This is a genomic window from Rubellimicrobium aerolatum, from assembly GCF_017872975.1.
Classification (GTDB): domain Bacteria; phylum Pseudomonadota; class Alphaproteobacteria; order Rhodobacterales; family Rhodobacteraceae; genus Rubellimicrobium; species Rubellimicrobium aerolatum.
In genome coordinates this window covers 239,799-263,856 of sequence record NZ_JAGGJP010000003.1, presented here as the reverse complement: position 1 = coordinate 263,856, position 24,058 = coordinate 239,799, and the positions used below count along the sequence as shown (strand labels likewise).

At 71.2% G+C, this 24,058-nt stretch carries 25 protein-coding genes and 1 tRNA gene; 9 read left to right on the top strand and 17 right to left on the bottom strand.

The window, feature by feature from the left end:
- The first annotated feature begins 23 nt into the window (after positions 1–23).
- Positions 24–671, top strand: coding sequence for a winged helix-turn-helix domain-containing protein (locus tag J2Z33_RS05505; protein ID WP_209838799.1), 648 nt, complete (start codon positions 24–26; stop codon positions 669–671).
- Positions 672–674: 3 nt separating this feature from the next.
- Here the strand turns inward: J2Z33_RS05505 and J2Z33_RS05500 are convergent, their stop codons facing one another.
- The 3 genes from J2Z33_RS05500 to J2Z33_RS05490 form a co-directional block, all read right to left on the bottom strand.
- Positions 675–1,025 carry a hypothetical protein gene (locus tag J2Z33_RS05500; protein WP_209838687.1) on the bottom strand — a complete coding sequence of 117 codons (351 nt, stop codon included), beginning with the start codon at positions 1,023–1,025 and terminating at the stop codon, positions 675–677.
- An 89-nt stretch (positions 1,026–1,114) separates the two neighbouring features.
- Complete coding sequence (locus J2Z33_RS05495; protein WP_209838685.1) at positions 1,115–2,161, bottom strand: sensor histidine kinase; 1,047 nt, start codon at positions 2,159–2,161, stop codon at positions 1,115–1,117.
- Positions 2,162–2,342: 181 nt separating this feature from the next.
- Positions 2,343–2,418, bottom strand: a tRNA-Arg gene (locus J2Z33_RS05490).
- A 111-nt stretch (positions 2,419–2,529) separates the two neighbouring features.
- Here J2Z33_RS05490 and J2Z33_RS05485 point away from each other — a divergent pair.
- Positions 2,530–3,558 (top strand): LacI family DNA-binding transcriptional regulator, encoded by a 1,029-nt coding sequence (locus J2Z33_RS05485; RefSeq protein ID WP_209838683.1) that lies wholly within the window; start codon positions 2,530–2,532, stop codon positions 3,556–3,558.
- Positions 3,559–3,561: 3 nt separating this feature from the next.
- Here the strand turns inward: J2Z33_RS05485 and J2Z33_RS05480 are convergent, their stop codons facing one another.
- The 4 genes from J2Z33_RS05480 to J2Z33_RS05465 all read right to left on the bottom strand — a co-directional run bounded on the left by J2Z33_RS05480 (position 3,562) and on the right by J2Z33_RS05465 (position 7,953).
- On the bottom strand, positions 3,562–4,224 hold the full coding sequence (locus tag J2Z33_RS05480) for a sulfite oxidase-like oxidoreductase (protein WP_209838682.1): 663 nt from the start codon (positions 4,222–4,224) through the stop codon (positions 3,562–3,564).
- A gap of 3 nt (positions 4,225–4,227) precedes the next feature.
- A complete protein-coding gene (locus J2Z33_RS05475; RefSeq protein WP_245218575.1) occupies positions 4,228–6,294 on the bottom strand; it encodes an NAD(+) synthase in 2,067 nt (688 codons plus the stop codon).
- Positions 6,291–6,794, bottom strand: a complete 504-nt coding sequence (locus J2Z33_RS05470) for a CinA family protein (protein WP_209838677.1) — start codon at positions 6,792–6,794, stop codon at positions 6,291–6,293. Before J2Z33_RS05470 ends, J2Z33_RS05475 begins: the two co-directional genes overlap by 4 nt.
- Positions 6,795–6,933: 139 nt before the next feature.
- Positions 6,934–7,953, bottom strand: a complete 1,020-nt coding sequence (locus tag J2Z33_RS05465) for a LacI family DNA-binding transcriptional regulator (RefSeq protein WP_209838675.1) — start codon at positions 7,951–7,953, stop codon at positions 6,934–6,936.
- Positions 7,954–8,102: 149 nt separating this feature from the next.
- Between J2Z33_RS05465 and J2Z33_RS05460 the strand changes: the two genes are divergently transcribed.
- The 5 genes from J2Z33_RS05460 to J2Z33_RS05440 all read left to right on the top strand — a co-directional run bounded on the left by J2Z33_RS05460 (position 8,103) and on the right by J2Z33_RS05440 (position 14,595).
- Entirely contained in the window at positions 8,103–10,430 is a 2,328-nt protein-coding gene (locus J2Z33_RS05460) for an alpha-L-rhamnosidase (protein WP_209838673.1), read from the top strand.
- A gap of 50 nt (positions 10,431–10,480) precedes the next feature.
- Positions 10,481–11,758, top strand: coding sequence for an ABC transporter substrate-binding protein (locus J2Z33_RS05455; RefSeq protein WP_209838670.1), 1,278 nt, complete (start codon positions 10,481–10,483; stop codon positions 11,756–11,758).
- Between the two features lie 99 nt (positions 11,759–11,857).
- Complete coding sequence (locus J2Z33_RS05450) at positions 11,858–12,730, top strand: carbohydrate ABC transporter permease (RefSeq protein WP_209838668.1); 873 nt, start codon at positions 11,858–11,860, stop codon at positions 12,728–12,730.
- A complete protein-coding gene (locus J2Z33_RS05445; RefSeq protein ID WP_342454131.1) occupies positions 12,727–13,608 on the top strand; it encodes a carbohydrate ABC transporter permease in 882 nt (293 codons plus the stop codon). Before J2Z33_RS05450 ends, J2Z33_RS05445 begins: the two co-directional genes overlap by 4 nt.
- Positions 13,609–13,611: 3 nt before the next feature.
- Positions 13,612–14,595 (top strand): ABC transporter ATP-binding protein, encoded by a 984-nt coding sequence (locus tag J2Z33_RS05440; protein ID WP_209838666.1) that lies wholly within the window; start codon positions 13,612–13,614, stop codon positions 14,593–14,595.
- 317 nt (positions 14,596–14,912) lie between these two features.
- On the opposite strand, the gene J2Z33_RS05435 is transcribed toward J2Z33_RS05440, so the two are convergent.
- Genes J2Z33_RS05435 through J2Z33_RS05410 form a run of 6 tightly spaced genes read right to left on the bottom strand, consistent with a single transcriptional unit; the run spans position 14,913 to position 18,637 of the window.
- The gene (locus J2Z33_RS05435; RefSeq protein ID WP_209838664.1) at positions 14,913–15,383 is read right to left on the bottom strand and encodes a c-type cytochrome; all 471 of its coding nucleotides are present in this window, start codon (positions 15,381–15,383) and stop codon (positions 14,913–14,915) included.
- Positions 15,383–15,811, bottom strand: coding sequence for a c-type cytochrome (locus J2Z33_RS05430; RefSeq protein WP_209838662.1), 429 nt, complete (start codon positions 15,809–15,811; stop codon positions 15,383–15,385). The genes J2Z33_RS05435 and J2Z33_RS05430 overlap by 1 nt, the downstream gene beginning before the upstream one ends.
- Positions 15,804–16,325 carry a methylamine dehydrogenase light chain gene (locus J2Z33_RS05425; protein WP_209838661.1) on the bottom strand — a complete coding sequence of 174 codons (522 nt, stop codon included), beginning with the start codon at positions 16,323–16,325 and terminating at the stop codon, positions 15,804–15,806. Before J2Z33_RS05425 ends, J2Z33_RS05430 begins: the two co-directional genes overlap by 8 nt.
- 23 nt (positions 16,326–16,348) lie before the next feature.
- Complete coding sequence (locus tag J2Z33_RS05420) at positions 16,349–16,948, bottom strand: thioredoxin domain-containing protein (RefSeq protein WP_209838660.1); 600 nt, start codon at positions 16,946–16,948, stop codon at positions 16,349–16,351.
- A gap of 4 nt (positions 16,949–16,952) precedes the next feature.
- Entirely contained in the window at positions 16,953–17,483 is a 531-nt protein-coding gene (locus J2Z33_RS05415; protein ID WP_209838659.1) for a MauE/DoxX family redox-associated membrane protein, read from the bottom strand.
- An 11-nt stretch (positions 17,484–17,494) separates the two neighbouring features.
- Positions 17,495–18,637, bottom strand: a complete 1,143-nt coding sequence (locus J2Z33_RS05410) for an amine dehydrogenase large subunit (RefSeq protein WP_209838658.1) — start codon at positions 18,635–18,637, stop codon at positions 17,495–17,497.
- 590 nt (positions 18,638–19,227) lie between these two features.
- On the opposite strand from J2Z33_RS05410, the gene J2Z33_RS05405 reads away from it, so the two are divergent.
- Both J2Z33_RS05405 and J2Z33_RS18945 read left to right on the top strand, forming a co-directional pair.
- On the top strand, positions 19,228–19,617 hold the full coding sequence (locus J2Z33_RS05405) for a response regulator (RefSeq protein ID WP_245218574.1): 390 nt from the start codon (positions 19,228–19,230) through the stop codon (positions 19,615–19,617).
- Between the two features lie 209 nt (positions 19,618–19,826).
- Positions 19,827–20,186, top strand: coding sequence for a DUF6894 family protein (locus J2Z33_RS18945; RefSeq protein ID WP_377109726.1), 360 nt, complete (start codon positions 19,827–19,829; stop codon positions 20,184–20,186).
- Here J2Z33_RS18945 and J2Z33_RS05400 read toward each other — a convergent pair.
- The 4 genes from J2Z33_RS05400 to J2Z33_RS05385 form a co-directional block, all read right to left on the bottom strand.
- A complete protein-coding gene (locus tag J2Z33_RS05400; RefSeq protein ID WP_209838657.1) occupies positions 20,074–20,829 on the bottom strand; it encodes a Crp/Fnr family transcriptional regulator in 756 nt (251 codons plus the stop codon). The genes J2Z33_RS18945 and J2Z33_RS05400 overlap by 113 nt on opposite strands.
- Positions 20,830–21,147: 318 nt before the next feature.
- Complete coding sequence (locus J2Z33_RS18940; RefSeq protein WP_209838655.1) at positions 21,148–21,555, bottom strand: hypothetical protein; 408 nt, start codon at positions 21,553–21,555, stop codon at positions 21,148–21,150.
- A gap of 63 nt (positions 21,556–21,618) precedes the next feature.
- Positions 21,619–22,308 carry an ABC-type transport auxiliary lipoprotein family protein gene (locus J2Z33_RS05390; protein WP_245218573.1) on the bottom strand — a complete coding sequence of 230 codons (690 nt, stop codon included), beginning with the start codon at positions 22,306–22,308 and terminating at the stop codon, positions 21,619–21,621.
- Between the two features lie 5 nt (positions 22,309–22,313).
- On the bottom strand, positions 22,314–24,053 hold the full coding sequence (locus J2Z33_RS05385) for an MlaD family protein (RefSeq protein WP_209838654.1): 1,740 nt from the start codon (positions 24,051–24,053) through the stop codon (positions 22,314–22,316).
- Positions 24,054–24,058: the final 5 nt, after the last annotated feature.

The following is a 24,058-nucleotide window of genomic DNA, read 5'->3' as shown; positions in this document are numbered from 1 at the left end:
CGCGCCTTTGGGGCAGCCGCGCGGTGGCCTGGGGCGTCGCTGCCATCGTGGCGATCCTGCTGGGGGCGGCCGTCCTGCTGTTCGTCAACCTGCCCGACGCCAACGCCTTCAACGCGCGGGTGGAACGGCTGTTCGTGGAGGTGGACTTCACCGCCCAGCGCGATCTGCGGCTCCTTGAGGTGCTGGCCCGGTCGGGCACCATCTTCGGCGAGGTGCTGACCTCTTATCGCACGATCATCTTCGTGCTGCTGATCTTCGCCACCGCCATGATGATCGCGGCGATGGCCTTCCTCGTGATGCTGGTGGCGCTGAACCGCCGCATGGGCCAGATCGAGCGGAAGGGGATCGAGGTGAACTCGCTCCTCATCTCGCGCGAGGCGAACACCGTCTATCTCAACAACTTCGAATTCAAGCTGACCGACGCCGCCATCGAGACGCTGGCCGTGCTGGCCGAGGCGCGGATGGATGACGAGGTGCTGTCGGGGGCGCAGATCGAAGGGGTGATCTCGGGCCGCGACCCGTCGCAATGCGACGAGGCGGCGGGGGCGACGCGGATCAAGCGATTGCGCGACACGCTGGGCAACCAGATGGTGAGCGAGCTGCTGGTGCGGAACATCGCCCGCAAAGGCTACACGCTGGCCGTGGACAAGTCGGCGATCCGCATGGTCTGAGGCTCAGGTCGGCCGCAGGAACAGCGGATCGACCCGTCGCCAGAAATGCAGGAGATCCCGCGCCTGCGACGGCACGAGCCCCATCCCCTGGAGCGCGTGGACATCCGCCGCCACCAGCGCGGCGAGGCGATGGCCCATCGGCACAGCCGGTCCGGGATCGCCGTCCGCGCTGGCATCCCTGATGGATTCGGCGGCCGACGCCACGGCGAAGGCGATGGCCAGGGCGGATTCGGAGGGCCATCGCTCGGCCATCTCGCGCACCAGGAGGATTTTCCGCCGTCCATCGCCGGCCAGCAGCCCCTCCAGGGCGAATTCCGTCATCTGGTCGAGGGTGGCGGCGCGGATCGGATTCACATGGGTCTCCCGGACGTCGCCCGGTCGTGGGCGTCGTCCTTCGATTATCGTCCGGTATCGCCCGAGTCCCGAACGATCTTAACGCAAGATTAACAGGCCTCGTCATCCCCGGGCGGCAGGAAGAGGCCGGGCGCCGGCCCCTCCACGGCGATCCGAAGACCTTCGGGGCCATAGTCGCGCCGGACGACGCCGCCGAACACGGCTTGGAGCGACAGGGTCACGAAGTCGGTGCCGTAGCCCTTGCGTCCGGGCGGCAGGGCGGCGGGGCCGCCGCTCTCCTCCCAGGTGAAGGACACGGCGCCGTCGGCGCCCGGCGCGCTCAGCCCGATGGCGACGCGCCCGCCAGGCTCCGACAGCGCGCCATGCTTCATGGCGTTGGTCGCCAGCTCGTAGATGCAGAGCCCCAGCATCTTGGCCGGGTCCCGCGCGAGCCGGAGCCGAGGGCCGGCCACCCGGATGCGCGGCTCGGGCCCGTCGAGATAGGGCGACATCAGCCGCCGGACGATCTGGCCGAAGAACCCTTCGGCCGAGACGCTCTCGTTCAGGGCGTCGTGGGCGGCCACCAGGGCGTCGAGCCGCGCGAGGAAGTCGCCGAAGGCCGCCTCGGGCCCGGACGAGCGCCGGGTCATGGTCGCCATGGCGCGCACCGTCGCGAGCAGGTTCTTGATGCGGTGGCCCATCTCGTGGACCGTGTCCTCCAGCCGCCTCTGCGCCCGCACCCGGTCGGTCACGTCGAAGGCCGAGGCCAGCAACTCCGTCACCCGCCCCTGCCGGTCGGTGAGGGGCGCGAGTTGGAAGGCGATGTGCAGCCGCCCGTCGCCCTGGATCCGCACCACCGCGTCGTAGCGCGAGATCCGGCCCGCGCGCGCGTCGTCGATGGCGGTTCGGAGCCGCGCCTGCTCGGCGGGATCGTGGGACCACCAGGGGGTGTCCCAGAAGGGCAGGCCCAGCACCTCGGCGCGCGCGACCCCTCCCGCCTCCAGGGCGTTCCGGCTCACGTCCCGAAGCCGCCCTTCGGCCGTGAGCCGCGCGGCGAAGGCCAGGGTTCCGTCGAGAATCTGGTGGATCCGGGCCTCGCCTGCCTCCTCGGGCGGGAGCCCGGCCTCGGCGGGCGCGGGAACGATGTGCTGCGACATGGCTGCCCCTTTCCCCTTGCAAGGACGCGCCAGGCCGAGGCTAGAGGCGTGGACGCCTCGGGGCAAGGCGGCATGCCTCCGCTTCGAGGTGCGGCACGTGGAACGGTCGGACGCAGACACCCCCGGTCCGCTTGGCCCTTCGACGCGGAGGACCGCGCGGCTGATGTCCCACAAGGAATGGTGGTGACCCCGGATGGATTCGAACCATCGACCTGCCGCTTAGGAGGCGGCCGCTCTATCCCCTGAGCTACGGGGCCCCGCCGCCGTCATGCCCGCCCGGGGGCTCCGGGTCAACGGCCATGGCCGGGGTTGGACATCACGGGTGGGCGCGGCATAAGGAAGGAACGATCCCGTTCGGAGCCGTCCCATTGTCCAAGAGCCCCAAGCGCCCGCTCACGCTGCGCGACGTGTCCGAAGCCTCGGGCGTATCCGAGATGACGGTGAGCCGCGTGCTCCGCGGCATGGGCGACGTGAGCGAGGCCACCCGCGCCCGCGTCCGCGAAGCGGCGAGCCGGCTGGGCTACGTCCCCAACCGCATCGCCGGGGCGCTGGCCTCCAGCCGCGTCAATCTGGTGGCGGTGGTGATCCCCAGCTTCGCCAACATGGTCTTTCCCGAGGTGCTGCGCGGCATCTCGGAGGAGCTGGGCGACACCGGGCTCCAGCCGGTCGTGGGCGTCACCGACTACCTGCCCGAGCGGGAGGAGAAGGTTCTCTTCGAGATGCTGTCCTGGCGCCCCTCGGGCGTGATCGTGGCGGGGCTGGAGCATTCCGCCGCCTCGCGCGCCATGCTGGAGCGGGCAGGCGTGCCGGTCGTGGAGATCATGGACGTGGACGGCGAGGCGATCGACGCCGCCGTCGGCATCTCCCACGCCCGCGCGGGCCGCGAGATGGCCGAGGCGATCCTGGCTTTGGGCTACCGGCGGATCGGGGTGCTGGGGACCAAGATGCCGCTCGATTTCCGCGCGCGGAAGCGGATGGAGGGGTTCCGCGCCCGGCTCGGGGAGGCGGGGCTGCACATCGAGGATCAGGAGTTCTACGAAGGCGGGTCGGCGCTGCTCAAGGGCCGCGAGATGACGCAGGCGATCCTGGCGCGGAGCCCGGATCTCGACTTTTTGTATTATTCCAATGATATGATCGGCGCGGGCGGCCTGCTCTGGCTTTTGGAGCAGGGCGTCGCAATCCCCGAGCGGATCGGTCTGGCGGGGTTCAACCGGATCGAGCTGCTGGACGGACTGCCCCGGCGGCTCGCCACCATGGACGCCTGCCGCCGCGAGATCGGCCGCCGCGCTGCCGCCATCGTCGCCGCGCGGAACGCCGATCCGTCCCTGCCCGGCGGAGAGCGGATCGAGCTCACCCCCACTCTGGAGCGGGGCGACACCCTGCGCGCGCCCCGCTAGGGGTCAATCCTCGCTGTAGCGCTGCTCGCGCCAGGGGTCGCCATACATGTGATAGCCGTTGCGCTCCCAGAAGCCGGCGCGGTCGGCGCCGATCAGCTCGATGCGCGACAGCCACTTGGCGCTCTTCCAGAAGTAGAGGTGCGGCACCACGGCCCGCATCGGCCCGCCATGCTCGCGCGTCAGCGGCTGGCCCTGCCAGTGGGTCGCGAGGATGGCGTCGGGGGCGGCGAAGTCCTCCAAGGGGAGGTTGGTCGTATAGCCGTCGGAGGCGTGGAGCAGGACGAACCGCGCCGCTTCCACGGGCCGCGCCACGTCGAGCAGGTCGCGCACCCGCACGCCCCGCCAGTCGTTGTCGTAGCGCGACCAGGTGGTGACGCAGTGGATGTCGGTCCGAAGCTCCGTCTGCGGCAGCGCTTGGAACTGCGCCCAGTCCAACGACAGGGGCATTTCGACCAATCCCACCACGTCGAGCCGCCACGTCGCGAGCGGCACGTTCGGGTGCTGCCCCAGGTCCAGCACCGGCCAGTCGCGGACGAGGTGCTGGCCGGGCGGCAGGCGCTCCTGCTCGGGCCGGGCGGCCCGGCCGGTGAGGAACTTGCCCGCCTCGGCCCAGAGCCGCTTGGTCCGAGTGAGCTTGCTGTCTTCGGGGAGGTCATCCTCGGCCACCGTTCAGGTCTCCGGCACGGAGCGGCGTAGCTCCTCTAGCCAGACCGTCGCGACAGAATCCGAGGGCGCGCGCCAGTCGCCCCGGGGTGAGAGAGACCCACCCGCCGAGACCTTGGGACCATTGGGCAGCGCCGACCGTTTGAACTGGCTGGTGGTGAAGAAGCGCCAGAGGAAGGATTCCATCCACCTGCGGATGGTGGTGAGGTCGTATTGCCGCTTGGCCTCTTCGGGGAACCCGTGCGGCCAGCGGCCCGCGCCCGCGTCGCGCCACGCGTGCCAGCACAGGAACGCCACCTTCGACGGCGGCAGGCCGTAGCGCATGACGTGGAACAGGAAGAAGTCGTGCAGCTCGTAGGGGCCGATCTTGTCCTCGGTGCTCTGCATTCCCCTCTCGTCGTCGGCGGGGATCAGCTCGGGCGAGATGGTGGTGCCCAGGATCGCCTCCAGCACGGCGTCCGTCTCGGGGTCGAACTGGTTCGACCGCACCGCCCAGCGGATGAGATACTGGATCAGCGTCTTGGGCACGCCCGAGTTGACGGCGTAATGGCTCATCTGGTCGCCGACGCCGTAGGTGCACCAGCCCAGCGCCAGCTCGGACAGGTCGCCGGTGCCGATGACGAAGCCATTCCGCTGGTTGGCGAGGCGGAACAGGTAGTCGGTCCGCAACCCCGCCTGCACGTTCTCGAAGGTGATGTCGTAGGCGGGCTCGCCCGTCGCGAAGGGATGGCCCATGTCCTCCAGCATCTGCCGGGCGGCGGGCCGGATGTCGATCTCGGCGGCCGTGACGCCCAGCGCGCGCATCAGCCTCCAGGCGTTGCCCTTGGTCGCCTCGCCAGTCGCGAAGCCCGGCATGGTGAAGCCGAGGATCGTGGAGCGCGGCAGTCCCAGCCGGTCGCAGACCTTGGCCGCGACGATCAGCGCGTGGGTCGAGTCGAGCCCGCCCGACACGCCGATGACCATGGTCGTGCCGCTCGTCGCCTCGAAGCGGCGGCGCAGGCCCTCGACCTGGATGTTGAAGGCCTCGTAGCAGTCGAGGTCGAGATGGCTCTCGCGGTTGGGAACGTAGGGAAAGCGCCGGACAGGCCGGATCAGCCCCACGTCGCGGAAATGCGGCCGATGCTCGAAAGCGACGCGGCGGAAGCCCGGCCCGCTCCGCCGCGCCCTCTCGGCGGAATCCGCATAGGTGCCGGTCCGCAGCCGTTCGTTCAGGATGCGTTGCGTGTCGATGTCGGCGAGGCAGAGCGTGGGTTCCAGCGGGAACCTCTCGGACTCGGCCACCAGGTCGCCCAGCTCGTAGATCGCCCCCTGCCCGTCCCAGGCGAGGTCGGTCGTGCTCTCTCCCGGCCCGGCGGCGGAGTAGGCGTAGGCGGCGAGCGCCCGCATCGACTGGGACCGGCAGAGGAGGTGCCGGTCGTCGGCCTTGCCGATGACGATGTTGGAGGCCGACAGGTTGGCGAGGATCGTGGCCCCCGCCAGCGCGGCTTCGGACGAGGGCGGGATCGTCGCCCAGTAGTCCTCGCAGATCTCCACGTGCAGGACGAAGCCCGGCAGGTCTGCCGCTTCGAAGAGGAGGTCCACGCCGAACGGCACCTCGCGGCCTGCGACGCGGATCGCCTGCCCCCGCACGTCGCGGCCATGCGCGAACCACCGTTTCTCGTAGTATTCGCGGTAGTTGGGCAGGAAGGACTTCGGCACAACCCCCAGGATCGCCCCGCGTGCCACCACGACCGCGCAATTGTAGAGCCGCCCCTCGTGCCGCAGCGCCGCGCCGATCAGCAGGACGGGCGACAACTCGCGGCTCGCCTCGACGAGGACCGCGACCGCCCCCTCCACCGCGTCCAGCAGCGCCGCCTGCATATGCAGGTCGTCGATGGCGTAGGACGAGACGCAGAGCTCTGGAAAGACCACCAGATCGACACCCGCCTCGTGCGCCCGCCGCGCTTCCGTCAGGATGGCGTCGCGGTTGAACCCCACGTCGGCAGGACGCACGCGCGGCGTGCTGGTCGCGACCCGGACGAAGCCATGCCGGTGCAGGGCCAAGAAGTGCTCGGGTCCCGTGCGGTCGTTCAATCCAGCCTCTCCTCGATCATTTCCAGGGCGGTGCGAAGGCATTCGATCCGCACGGCGCCGCGCCCGACCGCACCATAATGCGCCTCGCAGTGGATGGTAGCGCGACCGCGCCGGGCGCAGGCGAAATGCACGAGGCCTTCCTCGCCCTCCTCCGTCGGCCCGGCGTAGCCGGTTACGGCAAGCACGATGTCGGCCCGCGACTGCGCCAGCGCCCCCTCGGCCATGGCACGGGCGACCGGCTCGGAGACCGCCGTGTGCGCCTCCAGCATCTCCGGTGGCACGCCGAGAAGCTCGGTCTTGGCCGCCTCGGTGTAGACGACGAACCCCCGTTCGAAGGCGTGCGAGCAGCCCTCCACGTCCGTCAGCAGCGACGCGAGGAGCCCGCCCGTGCAGCTTTCGGCCGTGGCGAGCGTCAGCTCCGCGTCGCAGGCCCGGCGCAGGGACCGAGCCACCGCGGCCTCGATGTCGATGGGGATGTCGCTCGACAGGGTTTCCGTCATGGGGCCTCCGGGCCAGCGCGCGGCCTGCGCCGCAGGGGTTGGAACGGGCCGGCCGGGGGCCGGGTTCCCGGCGCGGAGGCGCACGGCGCGAAGGCCCGTCGCCTCACTGCCTGCCATGACACCGGATCCGTCGGACCGGTCAGATGCTGGACCTGACCACCAGATGCGGCTCGACCAGGAGGTGCCGGGCCTCGCTCCGGCCGCCGAGGCGGGCGAGAAGCACGTCCGCCGCCTGCCGGCCGAGCTCGCGCCCGTGCTGGTCGATGCTGGCGAGATCGAAGGCGGGCGAAGCCGCCATCGGGCTGTTGTCATAAGCCACGAGCGCGAGGTCGCCGGGCACGCGCAGCCCGGCCTGGGCCGCCAGGGCGCGGAGGGGAAGGCCGTCGAGGTCGCTCCAGCAGACCACGGCGCGCGGGCGGTCGGGGCGGGCGAGGAAGGCCACCAGCTCGGCCGGGCGCCCCTCGGGCGGGGCGGTCAGGTCGAAGACCCGGGGCGCGAGCCCGGCCCGCGTCAGCGCCTCGGCGTAGCCGGCCTCGCGCTCGCGCACGACGGAGGGCTTGCGTCCCCCGGCGCCGTGATGCGCCAGGAAGCCGATGTCGCGGTGACCCCGGTCGATCAACGCTTGCGCGGCCAGCGCGCCGCCCCTGCGGTCGTCGGAGTTGACCGTGTCGAACGGCGCGGCGTCCGGCGCATGGTAGGCGATCAGCACGGTCGGGATCTTCTGCGCGTAGCGCGCCACAACCTCCCGGGGGAGGAGCGGGGCCACGAGGATCACCCCGGCCATGCCGTGGTCGATCATCGACTCGATCAGCTCGGTCTCCAGGTGCGTCTGCGCCCGGCCCACGCCGATCATCGCGCGGAAGTGCGAAGGGGCGAGCGTGTCCTGGATGCCGTCGATCACCGCCGGCAGGAAGGGGTTGGCAATCTCCACGAGGAGCACGCCGACGGTGGTGCTGCGCCCGCGCAGGCCCTGCGCCGCCTTGGACGGGCGGTAGCCCAGCTTGGCGATGGAGGCGTTCACCCGGGCGCGGAGCGCGTCGCTCACGCCATAGGCGTCGCGAAGCACCTTGGACACGGCCGCCACGGAAACCCCGGCGTCCTCGGCGACGGTCCGGATTGTCGCGCGCCGTGACTCCTCGGTCGTGTCCCTCGGCGACATCCTGCCTCCTTCCTGTGATCGTGGCCAACCGTGCCAGAACCGTAGAACGATTTCCATTGCTAACCGGGCCCGCCCTGTGCAACGATCCACGTATAACGGTATACGCGCCTGGATCCCGGGAGGGGGCGTCCGGCGCGGGAGGAGGCACCATGAAGGACTCGGCGACGCAGCCCCAGGCGCGAGCGGATGCCCGCGCCTGGATCGGCACGATGATCGCGCCCCTGTCGGATGGGGGAGTCGGCACGCCGGCCTCCTTCGTGGCCGGGGAGTTCACGCTGGACACGGTGCCCGCCGAGGGGCGGCTGCGGATCTCGGCGCAGGGGCTCTACCGCGCGTTCCTGAACGGGGAGCGGGTGGGCACGGACCTGCTGACGCCGGGCTGGACCTGCTACGATGACCGCATCGCCTTCCAGGACCATGCCGTGGGGCACCTCCTCCGGCCAGGCGCGAACCGGCTGGAGATCTGGCTGGGCGACGGCTGGTGGCGGTCGCAGATGATGTGGGGGCACGAACGGCCGATCCTGAACTGCTGGGGCGACCGCATCGGCGCCATCGCCGAGATCGAGGCGGCGGGCGAGGTGGTCCTCAGGACGGACGACACTTGGCGCAGCGGCCTCCTGCCCATCCGCCGGAGCGGCATCTACTACGGCGAGAGCGTGGACGCCCGGGTCGATCCGCAGGCGACGCACGGCGTCGAGGCGCTGCCCTTCGACACGGGGCTCCTCGTGCCGCACGAGGCCCCGGCCGTGCGGGAGCTTCCCGCGCTGGCCGCGGTGGACCGCTGGGAGGACGGCGGCGCGACCGTCCACGACTTCGGCCAGAACGTCGGCGGCTTCGTCCGCTTCACGGTCGAGGGCGAGGCCGGGGCCCAGGTGCTGGTGGAGCATTCCGAGCAGCTTGGCCCGAATCGGCAATGGGACAACGCCAACTACCGCAGCGCGCGGGGGGCGGTGGATTACGTGCTGAAGGGGGACGGGCCGGAAACCTACGCGCCGATGTTCACCTTCATGGGCTATCGCTACGCCAAGGTGACGGTGACGGGGAACGCCCGCGTCACTGCCATCGAGAGCGTGCCCATCTCCTCGGTGCCCGAGCAGGCGGGAACCTTCGAGTGCGGGCATCCGCTGGTGAACCGGCTGGTGCTGAACACCGTCTGGTCGCAGCGCGCGAACTTCATCGAGGTGCCGACCGACTGCCCGCAGCGCGACGAGCGGCTGGGCTGGACCGGGGACGCGCAGGTCTTCGCGGGCACGGCCTGCTGGCTGGCGGACAGCCACGCGATCCTGCGGAAATACCTGCGCGACGTGATGGCCGACCAGAGGCCGGACGGCGGCATCCCGCACTTCTCGCCAGACCCCACGCGCCTGCATCCCGTCCCAGGGCGTGGCGACTGGGCGGGCTCGACCGGCTGGGGCGACGCCATCGTCATCATTCCATGGCAACTTTACCTGCATTACGGCGACGCCGACGTGCTGCGCGAGTGCTTCGGCGCGATGCGGAAGTGGCTCGACTACCTGTGGTCGATCTCGGACGGGCCGGTCATCACCCCGAACCCGGTCTGGGGGGGCAAGGGCTTCACCTTCGGCGACTGGCTCCAGCCGCAGGCGCAGCCGGGGCAGAAGGACAACCAGAAGGCCGCGAACACCATCGGCGACGACGCGGCGGCGACGATCTATCATTTCATCTCGACCGACCTCGTGGCCCGCATCGCCCGGCTGCTCGGCGAGGAGGCGGAGGCCGAGCGGCTGGCAGCCTGCGCCGGCGCGATCAAGGCGGCCTTCGCGCGGGAGTTCATCACGCCGGCGGGGCGGATCGCCTACGGCGACCAGACCTCCTATGCCCTGTCGCTCCTCCACGACCTCGTGCCCGAGGCGCATCGCGAGGATGCCGCGCGGCACTTCCGGCGGGTGGTGGAGGAGACGGATGGCCGGATCGGAACGGGCTTCATCGGCACGCCCGCGCTGCTGCCGGCGCTCACGAAGTGCGGGATGCACGACCTCGCGGGGAAGGTATTCCTCAACGAGCGCATCCCGGGCTGGCTTTATCAGGTGAGGATGGGGGCCACGACGATCTGGGAGCGGTGGGACGCCATCGCCCCGGACGGGACGCTCTTCAACCCGGGCATGAACAGCTACAACCACTACGCCTATGGCGCGGTGTGCCAGTGGCTCTTCGAGGGGGTGGCGGGCCTGCGGCGGAGCGAGGACGGGCCGGGCTTCGCGCGGCTGGAGCTCGATCCCGTGGTGATCCCGGCGCTGGGCCACGCGGCGGCGCGGCACCAGAGCCCCCGGGGCGAGGTCGCGGCGGAGTGGCGGCTCGATGGCCGACGCGTGGCCTACCGTGTGACGCTGCCCGAGGGCTGCGAGGCAGTGTTCGAGCCCCGGGGGCGTGGGCAGGTGACGCTGGGCGGCGTGGCGCGGACGGGGCCGTTGACGCTCGGCCCTGGCACGCACGAAATCGGGTTCACCATTTCCTGACGGCGAAGCGGGGCCAACCCGCGCGACACGAGACCAACGGAGGAGACATCATGACGAGACCGATCCCGAGCGCCGCGCTGGCCGCCGCTCTGATGGCCTTGGCCGGAGGGGCCTGGGCGCAGGAGGTGGAGCTGATCTACCTCGTGGACAACAGCCCCGACACCGTGGCCGTCGCCGAGGCGCTGGCCGCCGCCTACATGGAGCAGCATCCCGAGGTCTCGATCGAGGTCGAGCAGCGGCCGGGCGGCGCGGAAGGGGACAACCTCATCAAGACGCGCCTCGCCACAGGCGAGATGGCGGACGTGTTCCTTTACAATGCGGGCTCCCTGTTCCAGGCGCTGAACCCGACCGAGACGCTGGAGCCCCTGGACGACCTGCCCAACATGGCGGGCGTGCTGGACGGCTTCAAGGAGGTCGTGACCGGCACGGACGGACGGGTCTACGGCGTGCCGGCGCGGGCGGCCATGGGCGGGGGCATCTTCTACAACGTGCCAATCTACGAGGAACTGGGGCTGGAGGTCCCGACCACCTGGGAGCAGTTCGCCGCCAACAACGAGGCGATCAAGGCGGCCGGATACGTCCCGGTCGCGCAGACCTACGGCGAGACCTGGACCTCGCAGCTCTTCGTGCTGGCCGACTACTTCAACGTGCAGGCGGAGGTGCCGGACTTCGCGGATCGCTACACCGCGAACGAGGCGAAATACGCCGACACGCCCGCGGCGATGCGGGGCTTCGAGCACCTGCAGGAAGGGTTCGAGAAGGGCTGGTGGAACGAGGACTTCGGCGCCGCGACCTTCGACGACGGGCTGCGGATGGTGGCCGAGGGCGAGGCCGCGCATTATCCGATGCTGACCTTCGGCCTGGGCGGGATCCAGCAGAACTATCCCGAGTCAATCAATGACGTGGGCTTCTTCGCCCAGCCGGGGCCGGAGGGCGCGCCGAACGGTCTCACCGTCTGGTACCTGGATGGCATCTACGTGCCCAAGGGCGGGGAGAACACGGAGGTTGCCAAGGACTTCGCCAACTTCGCGGCGAGCCAGGACGCCTGCCAGGTGATCCTCGACACCATCGGCGCCACGGGGCCGCTTCTGATCGAGGGCTGCGAGTTGCCGGCCGACGTGCCGCGCCTCGTCCAGGACATGTTGCCCTACTTCGAGGAGGGCCGCACTGCGCCGGCGCTGGAGTTCTTGAGCCCCATCAAGGGTCCCGCGCTGGAGCAGATCACCGTGGAGGTCGGCTCGGGCATCCGCTCGGCGGCCGAAGCGGCGGCGCTCTATGACCAGGACGTGCAGAAGCAGGCGCAGCAGCTCGGGCTGGAGGGCTGGTGAGCCCCCGCGCGGTCCCGGGGGCCGGGGCCGCGCCGTCCTTTCCGCCGCCGGGGCCGCAGGACCTCGGCCGGCCTTTCGCCTCCTTGCGGGATCTCATCCATGACGGAACGCCGCGCCCGCCGCTCGCCCTATCCGACCTGGTTCTTCCTGCCGGCGGCCGTCGTCTACGGCGCGCTGTTCATCGTGCCGACGCTGGCCTCGTTCTGGTTCAGCCTGACCCGCTGGAACCTGTTCGAGGCCGAGTTCATCGGGCTCGGCAACTTCCGCCAGTTCTTCCGCGAGCCCTTCCTCGTGCAGGGCGTGGTGAACACGCTGATCTATGGGACGCTGACGAGCGGGCTCAAGACCGTGCTGGGGCTGGCCCTCGCCGTGCTGCTGACCGGGCGCATCTGGTTCCGGGGGACGCTGCGGACGCTGGTGTTCTTTCCGGTCCTCGTCTCGACCATCGGGGTGGGCTTCGCCTTCGAGGCGATGATGCACCCGACGCGCGGCGTCATCAACGTCGCGCTGGAAGGCATCGGCATCGATGGGCCGCACTGGCTGACCAATCCGTCGCTGGCGCTGGTGTCGGTGGCGCTGGTGGACGTGTGGAAGGGCGTGGGCCTCGCCACGGTGATCTTCATGGCGGGGCTCGTGTCGATCCCCCAGGACTACTACGAGGCCGCGCGCATCGACGGCGCGACGCGCTGGCAGCAGTTCCGGCGCGTGACGGTGCCGCTGGTCCGACCCGCGACCATCACGGTCGTCACGCTGTCGCTGATCTCGGGCCTGCGCTACTTCGAGCTGATCTGGGCCATGACGGGGGGCGGGCCCGGCTTCTCCTCGGACGTGATCGCGAGCGTGATCTACAAGCAGTATCAGGCGGGCTTCTATGGGCTCGCCACGGCGGGGAACGTGATCCTGTTCGGGCTCATCGCCTGCATCGTCCTGCCGCTGACCTGGTGGTTCAACCGACGCGAGGTGGAGCTGTGACCGTCCTGTCCCGATCCGTCGCCACGGCTCCGCCCGCCCGCCCGCGCCGCCGGGCCCGGTGGCGGCCCGCCCTCACGGGAGGCCTCGCCCTGCTGGCGGCCCTCGTGGTGTTCGTGATCCCCTTCCTGTTCATCGCGCTCCAGGCGGTGAAGACCCGTCGCGAGGCGAGCCGGCTCGACTTCGCCTGGCCCACCGAATGGCAGGCCTGGGAGAACCTCGTGGAGGTGGTCCAGGAGCGCGACTACATGCTCCTGCTGGCCTACCTGAACTCCACGATCATCACGGTGGGATCGGTCACGCTCCTGGTGATCTTCGCCTCGATGGTGGGCTACGTGCTCCAGCGGCGGCGGTCGCGGGTGAACGGCGTGGTGATGGGGGCGGTGCTCGCCGGGCTGATGATCCCGCCCGCCGTGGTGCCGACGATCTGGGTGCTGCAGGCGCTGGGCCTGTTCAAGACCATCCACGGGATGATCCTGATCGAGGTGGCCTACAACCTGTCCTTCTCGGTGCTTCTCTACCGCGCCTTCATCGCCACGATCCCGCGCGAGCTGGACGAGGCGGCGATCATCGACGGCGCGAAGCCGTTGCAAGTCTTCTTCAAGGTCGTGCTGCCGCTGCTCTGGCCGGTGACCGTCACCAACATCGTCGTGCAGTCCATCGGCATCTTCAACGACTTCACGAACCCGCTCTACTACCTGCCGGGGCGCGAGAACGTGACGGTGCAGCTCACGCTCTTCAACTTCCAGAGCCAGTTCAGCTCGCAGATGAACCTCCTGTTCATGAACGTGCTGCTGGTGACGATCCCGCCGCTGGTCGTCTTCGTCTTCTTCAACCGACAGATCGTCGCGGGCATGACCGCGGGCGCCGTCAAGGGGTGACACATGGCCGAAGTGCAGCTCAGGGCCGTCCGCAAGTCCTTCGGCGCGGTCGAGGTCATCAAGGGCGTGGACCTCCGCGTGCCGTCCGGCGACTTCTGCGTGTTCGTCGGCCCGTCGGGCTGCGGGAAGTCCACGCTGCTGCGGATGATCGCGGGGCTGGAGGAGGTGACGGACGGGCAGGTCCTGATCGGCGGGCGCGACGTGACCGATGCCGAGCCGTCGCGGCGCGGCATCGCCATGGTGTTCCAGAACTACGCGCTCTATCCGCACATGACGGTGGCGCAGAACATCGGCTTCGGCCTCAGCCTCGCCAAGCGTCCCAAGGCCGAGATCGAGGACAGGGTCCGCCACGCCGCCGACATCCTCCAGCTCTCGCACCTGCTCGACCGCAAGCCCAAGGCGCTGTCGGGCGGCCAGCGGCAGCGGGTGGCGATCGGGCGGGCCATCGTGCGCGACCCCAAGGTGTTCCTGTTCGACGAGCCCCTGTCGAACCTCGACGCCAGCTTGCGCGCCGAGATGCGGCTGGAGTTGGCCGAGCTGCACGGGCGGCTCGACGCCACCATGATCTACGTGACGCACGACCAGGTGGAGGCCATGACCATGGCCGACCGGATCGTCGTGCTGAACGGCGGGCGGATCGAGCAGACCGGCGCGCCGATGGACCTGTACCGCCATCCGGCGACGCCCTTCGTCGCGGGCTTCCTGGGGAGCCCGAGGATGAACCTCTACGAGGGCGAGGCGGCCCGGGCCATGGGCGCCCGCGTCTACGGGATCCGGCCCGAGCACGTCCTGCTCTCGCCCGAGCGGGGCCGCTGGCATGGCCGGGTGCGCCATGTCGAGAGGCTGGGGGCGGACGCGATCATTCACCTCGACGTGCCGCAACTGGGCGATCTGGTGGCCCGCGCCGCCGGCGAGACCACGCTCGCCCCCGGCTCGGAGGTCTGGGCCAGCCCGCAGGACGGCACGGAGCACCGTTTCCCGGCCTGACGGGGCGCGGGCCTCGCGGGGGGGCGCGTCCGCCGGGTCGCGGCGCGGGACGGCGAAGCCCTCGGCGGGCCGGGCCGGGCCGCCCGGGGCCTCGGGGCGGGAGGCCGGGTTGGGGGCGGCATGGTCGGCGGCATGGTCGGCGGCGTGGGCGTGGGCGGTGGTGGGCATGGCGGTCCTCCTTTCCTGGGCGGCGCGATTCGTGGGCGTCGCGAGAAGGATGCCAGAGCGGGGTTAACGGTCTCCGACAGCAACGAACGGTGGTGTTGCGCGATTCGTGACCGCGGCGTTAACCCCTGCCGCCGCCCGACCGGAGGCCATCAGGGCCAGGGATAGTCGGCGAGGGTCACGCCGGCGTGGCGGAGGCGTTCCGCCAGGTCGCGGCGGAAGGCCACGATGTCGCCGACCGCCTCGGCCTGCCGCGCCGCCACCTCGCCGGCGGTGAAGGGGGGGACCGGACCCCCGTCGCCCCATCGCTCCAGCACGTAGTTGAAGACGGCGGCGATCTCGGCGTCGCCGAGGCTGGCCGAGAGCACGCCGGGCACGTTCGCCATGTAGGTCCGTCCCCGGTCGTCGGCGGCGAGGGCCGAGACCGATCCGAGGAAGGTCGGCACGCCGCCGACAACCGTGCCCTCGCCGCTCAGGCCGTGGCACCCGGCGCAGCGCAGGATGTAGTTGGCGGCGGCCGTGCGCTCGGGCGGAGCCCCCTCCTCCGCCCTGGCCTGCGCGCCGGCCACGGCCGCCGCCAGCGCGACGGCGGAGAGGGGGGTCGCGAACCGCGGCCGCCGCATCACCGGGCCTCCCGCAGCGCGCGGAGGTCGGCGTGGCTGGAGCGCTCGGCCCGCGCGGCCTCGATCTGGGCGGGCGTGACCGCCTGCCCGGTGCCGTTCAGGTCGGCCAGCACATAGGTCGCCATCTCGGCCAGCTCCTCCGCGCCCAGGTGGGCCTGCGGCGGCATGACGAGGCCCACGTAGTCCTGCCCCGCCACCGTCAGCCGGCCCGAGAGCCCGTTCGCCACCACGCCGGCGATGTAGGCGGGCGCCCTCTCGCCCAGGGCCGCCCAGAGCTCGGCGTTGTGGAGCGGCGGCGCGAGGCCGGGGATGCCGACCCCGGCCTCGCCATGGCAGGCCCCGCAGGTCCCGGCGAAGAGCGACGCGCCGTCGGCCAGGGCGGGAGATCCCGCCATGGCCACGAGGCCCAGGAGCAGGGCCCTAGGCATCGGCCAGCCCGACCACGACCGACACCGTGCAGTGGTAGCCGGTGTTCGCGTTCGCCATGCACCAGTTGATGTCGTTGTAGAGGCCCATGCGGTAGCCGGGCCTTTCGCCCTGGCTGGTGTAGCAGAACGTGGCGCTGGAGACCCCGGCCTTGCCGCAGCAGTCGTTGTAGGAGACGAGGTAGTCCTTGTCGTCCTCCGGGTTGCGGCACGTCCCCACCCAGGACACCGCCGAGGCCTCGGAGCCCGGCGGGCAGGAGGTCAGCGAGCCGCCCGAGGTGGAGCAGAGGTTGCCGTCGAGCGCGCAGTGCTTCCAGTACTCGCAGGCGTCCTCGCCGGCCTCCTGGGCGCGGGCGCGGCGGTCGAAGGGCAGCACCGGCGAGATGGCGACGCCCACCAGCGCCGCGCCGGCCCTGGCCATGAAGCTGCGTCGGCCGTGCGTCCGGGCCGAGCGGCGGGCTCTCGTCTCGACGGTGCGGTCCAGGCGCTTGAGCAGGCGGTCGATCAGTTCGGTCATGTTGGCTCCTTTCGTGAGGGGGATCAGGCCGGCAGGCCCGGCGGGTCCGCCGCGAGGCTCTGGATGGAGGGGCGGCCCAGCTCGGCGGCGTGGAACAGGCTTTCGAGCTGCTCGCGGGTGTTGACGAGGCCCTTGGCGCGGACGCGCCCGGCGCCGTCGATCAGGATGGCGAAGGGAAGCTTGGCCACCTTGAAGGTCATCCCCAGCTCGGCCGAGAGCGTGTAGGGGAAGTCCTGAAGCCGCTCGCGGCGGATCATCTCCCGGTGCGGCTCGGGCTTGCCGTCCGAGGCCAGCACCACGTCGAGCCAGTCGCCCTCGGCCCGCGCGGCCGAGCGCAGCGCCGGCACCAGCGCCTTGCAGATCGGGCAGGAGGTGGACAGGAAGAATACGAGCTGGCTGCGCCCGCCGGCCCGGCCCAGCACGAGGCCGGGGCCGTTCAGGTTGGGGAGGGCGAGCGCGGGCACCTGCGTGCCGATCTCGGGCCCCTTGTCGGCGATCATGGCGCCGACGGGCTGCACCCGTTCGAGCAGGACGCCGACCTGCCGGGCCAGCGCGAAGATCGCCGCGACGAGCAGGAGGACGACGGCCCAGAGGGCGACGACGGCGAAGGTCAGGGCTTGCATGGGGTCACCTTTGGTCCTGGGCGAGTCGGATGTGGCCGGCGTTGGCGAAGAGCCGCTCGGCCGTGCCGTGGAGGCACCAGAGGGTGACCCCGGCGGCGATGGCGGCGGCGGCGCCGGGCGCCCCGCCCATGGGCTGGCCGGGCAGGAGCGCGACCGCGACCCCGGCGGCGGCCAGCAGGAGGTTGCGCCCGACCAGCGCGGGCGAGACGACCTGCGGGGCGCCCCCGCAGCCGCATTCGATCCGGGCGCGGCCGGCGCGCAGGGCCAGCGCCATGGCGGCCGCGTAGCCCAGCAGGAGCGCCGCCGCCCCGAGCCCGCCCAGCGGGCGGGTGGCCGGCAGCGCCAGGAGGAGGACCGTGGCCCCCTCGGCGGCGATCAGGGCGCGCAGGACCGGGGCCTCGCGCCCGGGCGGCACGAGGCCGTAGCCCGCGACGAAGCCCGTGGTCTCGGCGAAGGCCTGCGCCTTGTGCCAGGCCGCGCGCAGGAACAGGAGCGACAGCGCCACGGTCAGCGCCCCCCCGATCAGGGCGGACATCCCGGCCGCCATCACTGGCTCGTCAGGACGAGCGCGGGGAAGCCGCCCATCTTCTCGGCCTCGCCGGCGGGCTTGGCGGCGAAGCGGGCCTCGGGGTCCACCTCGTAGCGGGTCAGCGTGCTGGATTCGCCCACGGCGAAGAGGACGGGCGTCTCGCCCTGCCCCGCCGCGATGGAGTTCTCGTGATGCGCGGGCGAGCGGTAGAGCACCGCCTTGGCGTCGAGGTCCACGGCCCAGATCTCCTCGGCCCCGTCCTTGTGGCTGCCCTCCTCGGCCCCGGAGTGCATCAGGACGAAGGCGGTGCCGCTGGGCGCGTGGTAGGCGATGACCTCCGAGCCGCCGGGGGCCCAGTCGCCCTCCACGCCCTCGGTGATCGAGAAGCTGTCCACCAGCGTCGGCACGCCGTCCACCATCGCGACCCGCAGGAGGTTCCCGCCGAAGGAGGCGAACACGAAGTCGGCGCCCACGCGGGCCGGGTTGGTGAAGAGCGCGTCGGCGTCGGGGTCGAAGATCGGCGCGGCCGACCTCACGGGCTCGCCGAAGCTGCCGTCGGGCTCGAAGGCGAAGGCCTGGACCGTGCCGTCGCCGCAGAGCGTCAGGAAGCCGCGCCCCTGGGTCGCCAGGGCGCCCCAGCAGCCGGGGGTCGGGATCTCGGCGATCTGCTCGCCCCGGGCGAGGTCCACCACGGCGATCGAGGTGGCCGGCGTGGCGTTCTGCACGAGCAGGAACCGCTCGCCGTCGGCGAAGCCGAGGAGCGCGGGCTGCGATTCCACCATGGCGCGCTTGTTGGAGATCGTGAACTCGCGCCGGTGCGTCAGGGTCGCCACGTCGAACTCGTGCACCACGGCCTCCATCTCGCCGTAGGTGATGCGCCTGGCGTAGCCCGAGGTCGTGTAGAGCGTGGCCCCGTCGGCCGAGAGCAGCATCTGCCCTTCGCGGCCCACGCTCAGGTTGCCCTTCATGCTCAGGTCGTCGGCGCCCAGGACGTTGATCTTGGAGGCCCCGCTCCAGTTCTGGTCCATGACGAAGACGTTCGCGCCGGGCGCGATCCGCTCCTGGACGCTGACGGTTTCGGGGACGAACTCCGCGTCCTGCGCCATGGCCGGGGCGGCCAGCGCGAGCGACGCCGCGCCGATGAATGCCTGAAGTCGCATCGACTCCCTCCTGCTGTGAGACGATTCGACGCTTCCAGATGAGCGGGGCGGCCTCCACGGGAGGCGGCGTTTCCGGCGGCCCGTTTGTACGAAAGCCCAGAAAATCGACGGCCTTGACCCGAGGAACGATCAGGATCTGACCTTTCGCCGAACGCGACCGGCGGTCCCGGACCCTGGGATCGTCCTCGGACGGATGGCCCGGGGGGAGCGGCCCGCGCCCTGCTCGGCCGGGCGCGGGGGGCCCAGCCGCCCGGGGATCAAGCGGCCAGGGCTCTCGCCCGGAAGGGGGCCCCGGACTGTCCCGAAGCCGATCCCGCGCCACACCCGTCAATCACGACCGCGCTGCCCCAAGGCGCGTTCGTTGCTCACCAAGATCCCCCAACCGACGCACCTGACTTTCGCACGGCACGAGACCTTGTCCAGACTGCCCCGGGCCGACGGGTTCAAGCCCGCGATCCTCGTCCGAACCTCGCGTCGTGGGAGGCCCCCTGTTCCCGCTCGTGCCGGTCCCGATCTCAACCATCACGTGTTATATCTTCGCGCGCCCGCGCCGCGCATGAAGCGGCATCCGCTGCACGATGGAGGCCCGGATGTCGCTGCACGACCTGCTGACCGGAATGTCCCGCAATGCCTCCCTCCGGGGCCGTCGCGTCCTGGTCGTGGAGGACGACTATGTCGTGGCCCAGGACCTGTGCGAGCAACTCCTGTCCTGCGGGGTGGAGGTGCTGGGGCCGGTGGCCTGCGTGGCCGGGGCGCTCGCCCTGCTGGAGTCCGGCCTCGACCCGCACATGGCCGTTCTCGACATCGGGCTGGGGCCTGAGACGGTCTACCCCGTGGCCGATGTCCTGCGGGCCCGGGGCGTGCCCTTCGTCTTCGCCACGGGCTACGACGCCTGCATGGTCCCCAAGGCCTTCGCCGACGTGCCCCGGGCCGAGAAGCCGCTGGCGCTGGCGGGCGATCCGGCTGCCGCAGGGTGGTGAGCCGGGCAGCCTGCGGCGTCCCTGGGGCCGAGCCCGGACCCTGGCCCAAGCCCTGGCCCAACCCCTGGCCCAAGCCTTGGCCATCAGGCCGTCGCACGGGAACGTTCGTGGACCCGGAACCCGGCACGGGCTACCTTTGGGTGGCTTCGGCCAATGGCAGGGCGTCCCTGATGTTCACCGATCCGCGGTGAAGGACCAGCCATGCCCCGTTGCTTCTTCCATGTTCAGGATGGCCAGGACTGGCCCGACGACACGGGACCGTCTGCGCCGGCCCGGCCGAGGCGCGCGCCGAGGCGGTGAGCGCCTCGGGCGCGCTGCTGCGGGACCTGGGCGCCCGGTTCTGGGCCGACGCGGACTGGCGGATGCACGTGACCGACGAGCAGGGCGGGCTCGTCTGCGATCTCCGCGTCAGCGGCACCGCAGGCGCCCTCCAGGCGGCGGAGCGGCCCCCGAGCCTCAGGCGCGCCGCGCTCCCGGCGCGCTCTCGGGCCGGTCGACGGGCGGCAGGTGGAGATAGTCGGCCCGGAAGTCCGCGGTCTCCACGAGCCCGTCCCAGTCGTGGACGGTGAGCTGGCCACGTGCGAACGAGATCAGCTCCAGCCGCCGCAGCTCCTGGATCACCCGGTTGGTGTGGACCTGCGACAGGCCCGTGGCCTCGGCCAGGTCCGCTTGCGTGAGGGCCAGGTCGCAGGTTCCGTCCTTGGCGCGGCCGAGGGCCCGCATCCGCAGCATGAGCTCGCAGAAGAGGTGCGCCATGCGGGCGAGGCCCTCGCGCAGCCCCACGTTCACCGTCCACTCGCGATGCACGGAGGCATTGATCAGGGTGTCACGCCAGAGGAACTTGGAAAGCCGGCGCTGCTCGTCGCAGAAGCGGTCGAGGTCGCGGTGGCTCACGAAGGCCAGCGTGCAGTTGGTCATGGCCCAGGTGTCGCTGTCCCGCAGGTCCAGATACAGGCTGGCCAGATCCGGCATGTCCTCGGGCAGGTGGAACGCCAGGATCTGGCGCTTGCCGTTGGGGCCCACCTTCGAGTTGCAGGCGAGCCCCTCCACCAGCAGGAAGGAGCGCTTGGGCCGGTCGCCCTCGCGCAGGATGGCCTGATCGGCCTTGACCACCTCCAGCCGGACCGGAAGGACGTTGATCGCGTCCCGCTCGGCCCCGGTGAGGGTGAGCGAGCGCTCGAACTTCGCCAACAGGGGATGGGACGTGTTCATTCGGCGTCTCCACGCGGTTGGGGCGGGAGCGCGGGCGCGTCTCTCAGTCGCCGAGGGGCCAGAACTGAGCCGGCGATGTTGCACACCTAAGCCGGATGGCGAAGCTGTCTTTAACGCAAGATGTTCACATCGTGTCATTCGGCCGCTTGGCTGGCCGACGGATGGCCCCGCGCTCGGAAGAGCGGGAGGAACTGCCCTCTTCCGCCAAGGGTTCGGGGGCAGGACGGACGCCCCGTGCCGCGCTGCTTCGTCACCTGAGGTGGGTCGGTCTGCCTGAACGGCTTCCGGGCTGTTTCCGAGTGGATCTCCGGCCTGGTCCTACCGCTGCCGGGATGGGCGTCGGCTGGTTGAGATGGGGCCGGTCGGGCGTCCGCCCGCCCAGCGAAGAACGCGGTGGACGCTGCCCCAGCCGATCCCGAGCGCCTTCGCCTGTCCGCTGACGCCCAGCCCCCGGTCCCGGTCGATCGTCGCTTGCGCTCGGCAACGGACCCGCCTTGGCCCAAGCGCGCCGGCCAGGGAATCGGTGTCGCGCGTCCGCTCACCGAGCTTCGCGTGCAGCGTCGTCACGTCCACGGCCGGAGCGCCCTCCCGACGCTGCGTGATCTGGTTGGGACGAACGTCGGGCTGCCGGGCCAGTTCGGCCAGCGCCCCCTCGCCCGTGACGGCCGGAAGCGCCACCTTCGCCTCGAAGGCCGGACCACGGTTCCGGCGCGGCCGTCCCGTCATGGTCTCTCCTCGCCCCCGGTCCTCACGCCGAGGCCGCGCGGATGATCCACTCAACGCCCCTGTTCAGATCTCCCGAGCCAGCTCTGCATCCCCGGCCACGCTTGTCCGGGCGAAGCCCACGTCGAGTGCGTCGAGCGTCCATTCCGCGATCTCGTTCATCAGCAGCCGCGAGGCGCGGTCGAACCCGTCCACCAGGGCCGGCGTCCCGGTCGAGGCCACGGCCGCGGTGGCTGTGAAGGTGCGGCTTGCAACGATCTCCACATCCTCCTCGCGGACGAGGCGGGCGGTCAGGCGCAAGGTGACCACCGCGCCCCCGGGAGCCAAGGCTTCCGCCTGGAAGTCCGTGAGCTCGCTGATGAGCGCGTAGTCCCCGCCGGGACCGATTGGCCGGCGCCCGACATAGCGGAAGCCCTGCGTGTCCTCGATGCTGCGCAGCATGAGCCGCTGCACCATCACGGGCGCGGTCTCGCTCCAGCGCACGTCCGGCAGATACTGGGCCTGAAGCGGGCCGGGGCGGATCATGATGCGGTCGGTGTCCAGCGCCCCGCTGGTGGTCGGCAGCTCCACGATCAGGGCCACGGGCCGAGGGGCGCCGCGGGCCACCGGGCCTCCTGCGGCAGCGCGGAGCTCGTAGACTTCGAGCGTCGTTGTCGCATTCTGGACAGCGGAGAGCGCCGAGCACCCCGCCATGAGGCCGGCCACCATCAGTGCGGCGCCCCACCGAGCCAGGCGGGCGGTCAAGGTCAGCGACATAGGCCTCATCGTTGGAACTCCGGGGATTGCTGGTTGAGGAGGAACCGTGCCGGATCGCGGCCGATCTGGGTGACGAGACCGTCGAGATTGTCGATCAGCGCCCGTGTCTCCGCGGCCAGGCTGGCGTAGGCGGGCAGCGCTGTGGCCGTGAACCTCTCGACGGACCCCCCCGACGCGCCCACGACACGCTCAAGCTCCTCGAAGGACGACTGGGCGGCCGTGCTTGCCGCTCGAAGATCGGCGGTGACCCCCGGCAGGTCCGCCGAGACCTGCGCGATGGCCGCGTTGAGACCTGCCAGGGATGCCCGAAGCTCCTGGGCAATGCCCGCCACGTCCTCGTTCATGACCCGGTCGGCGCCGGTGAAGGCGCGCTCGGCCGCAGCCAGGGCCCGGTTCCCCGTCGCCAGCGCGGTGTCGATGGCGGTCAGCGTCGCGTTGGCGTTGGCGAAGGTCTGGGTGACTTGCGCCAACGCCGTCTCCGCTCCGGCGCCCAGGCCCTCGATCCGGTCGCCGGCGCTGCGAAGGTCGGCCCCGACCTCTCCCGCGACCGCAGCGACGGTTGCGGTCGCGCTTCGGATGTCGGCCACGACGGCCGGCAGGTCCGTCCGCGCCACCGCGCCCACGGCATCCAGGGTCACTCGGGCCGAGGCCAGCGCCGTCCGGGCCTCGACCACGAGGCTGGTGCCCTCGCCGGTCACCAGGGCATCGACGCTCGTGGCGGCGCGCTCCACCGCAGTCAGCGTCGCATCCAGACGGCCGATCGCGGCGTTGGCCGCCTCGATGGTCCCTTGCGCCTCGTTCAGCCGCGCGGTGGCGGCGGCTCCCGTGGCGCCGAAGCCGTCGATCATGGTCGACGCCTCCTGGCTCAGCCCTGCCATCTCGCGACGCAGGTCCCCAACCGCGAGCCGCACATCGGCGGTCGCTCCTGTCAGGTCCTCCGCGACATAGCGCCTGGCCTCGGCCGCCGTGCCCTGGATCTCGGCCAGGGCGACGTTGCCAGCCGACAGGATGGTCTGCGCCTCCTCCGCCAGAGTCCCGATGGACTCCAGCGTTCCATCCGCCGTCGCCAGAACGCCCGTCATTGCGTCGGTCAGGTCGGCGAGGGTGGCATTGAAGCTGTCGATCTGCACCGCGAACTCGGAGACGGAGCCTGCGACGGCCGAGAAGTCCGCGAGCGACTGCGCGAAGTCGCTCGAGGCGCCCTCGATGTTCATCAGGATGCGGTCCACGCGGCCGCGGTTCTCTCCGCCAAGGACGGCGTTGAGCTCCCGAACCACGTCGAGGGACTCCTTGAGGAGCGCGGGTGCGTCCTCCGACAGCGTCTGAAGGACCGACTGCCCGGCCTGGATCCTGGGGATCTCGCCGTCGGGTCCGGGCTCCAGCCGCGCGGCCCCGGGCGTCCCGGCGCTGAGGCCCACGAAGGAGACGCCGGTGACGCCCTGCGATTCGATGGTGGCGATGCTGTCGGTCCGCACGGGCGTGTCGGCCCCGACCTCGATGCGGACACGCACGGTGCCGTCGCCCTCGGGCGACAGTCGCACGTCGACGACCTGTCCCACTGGCAGCCCGCTGAAGCGCACGTCCGAGGCGGTGCCGAGCCCCGACACGGAGGGGAAGGAGATGTCGTAATAGGCGAACTGCCGGTCGAGCTCGACCCGTGCGAACCACAGCAGGAAGCCCAGCAGTCCCAGGATCCCGGCCAAGGTGAAGGCGCCGATCAGGACGTAGTTGGCGCGGGTCTCCATGGCGG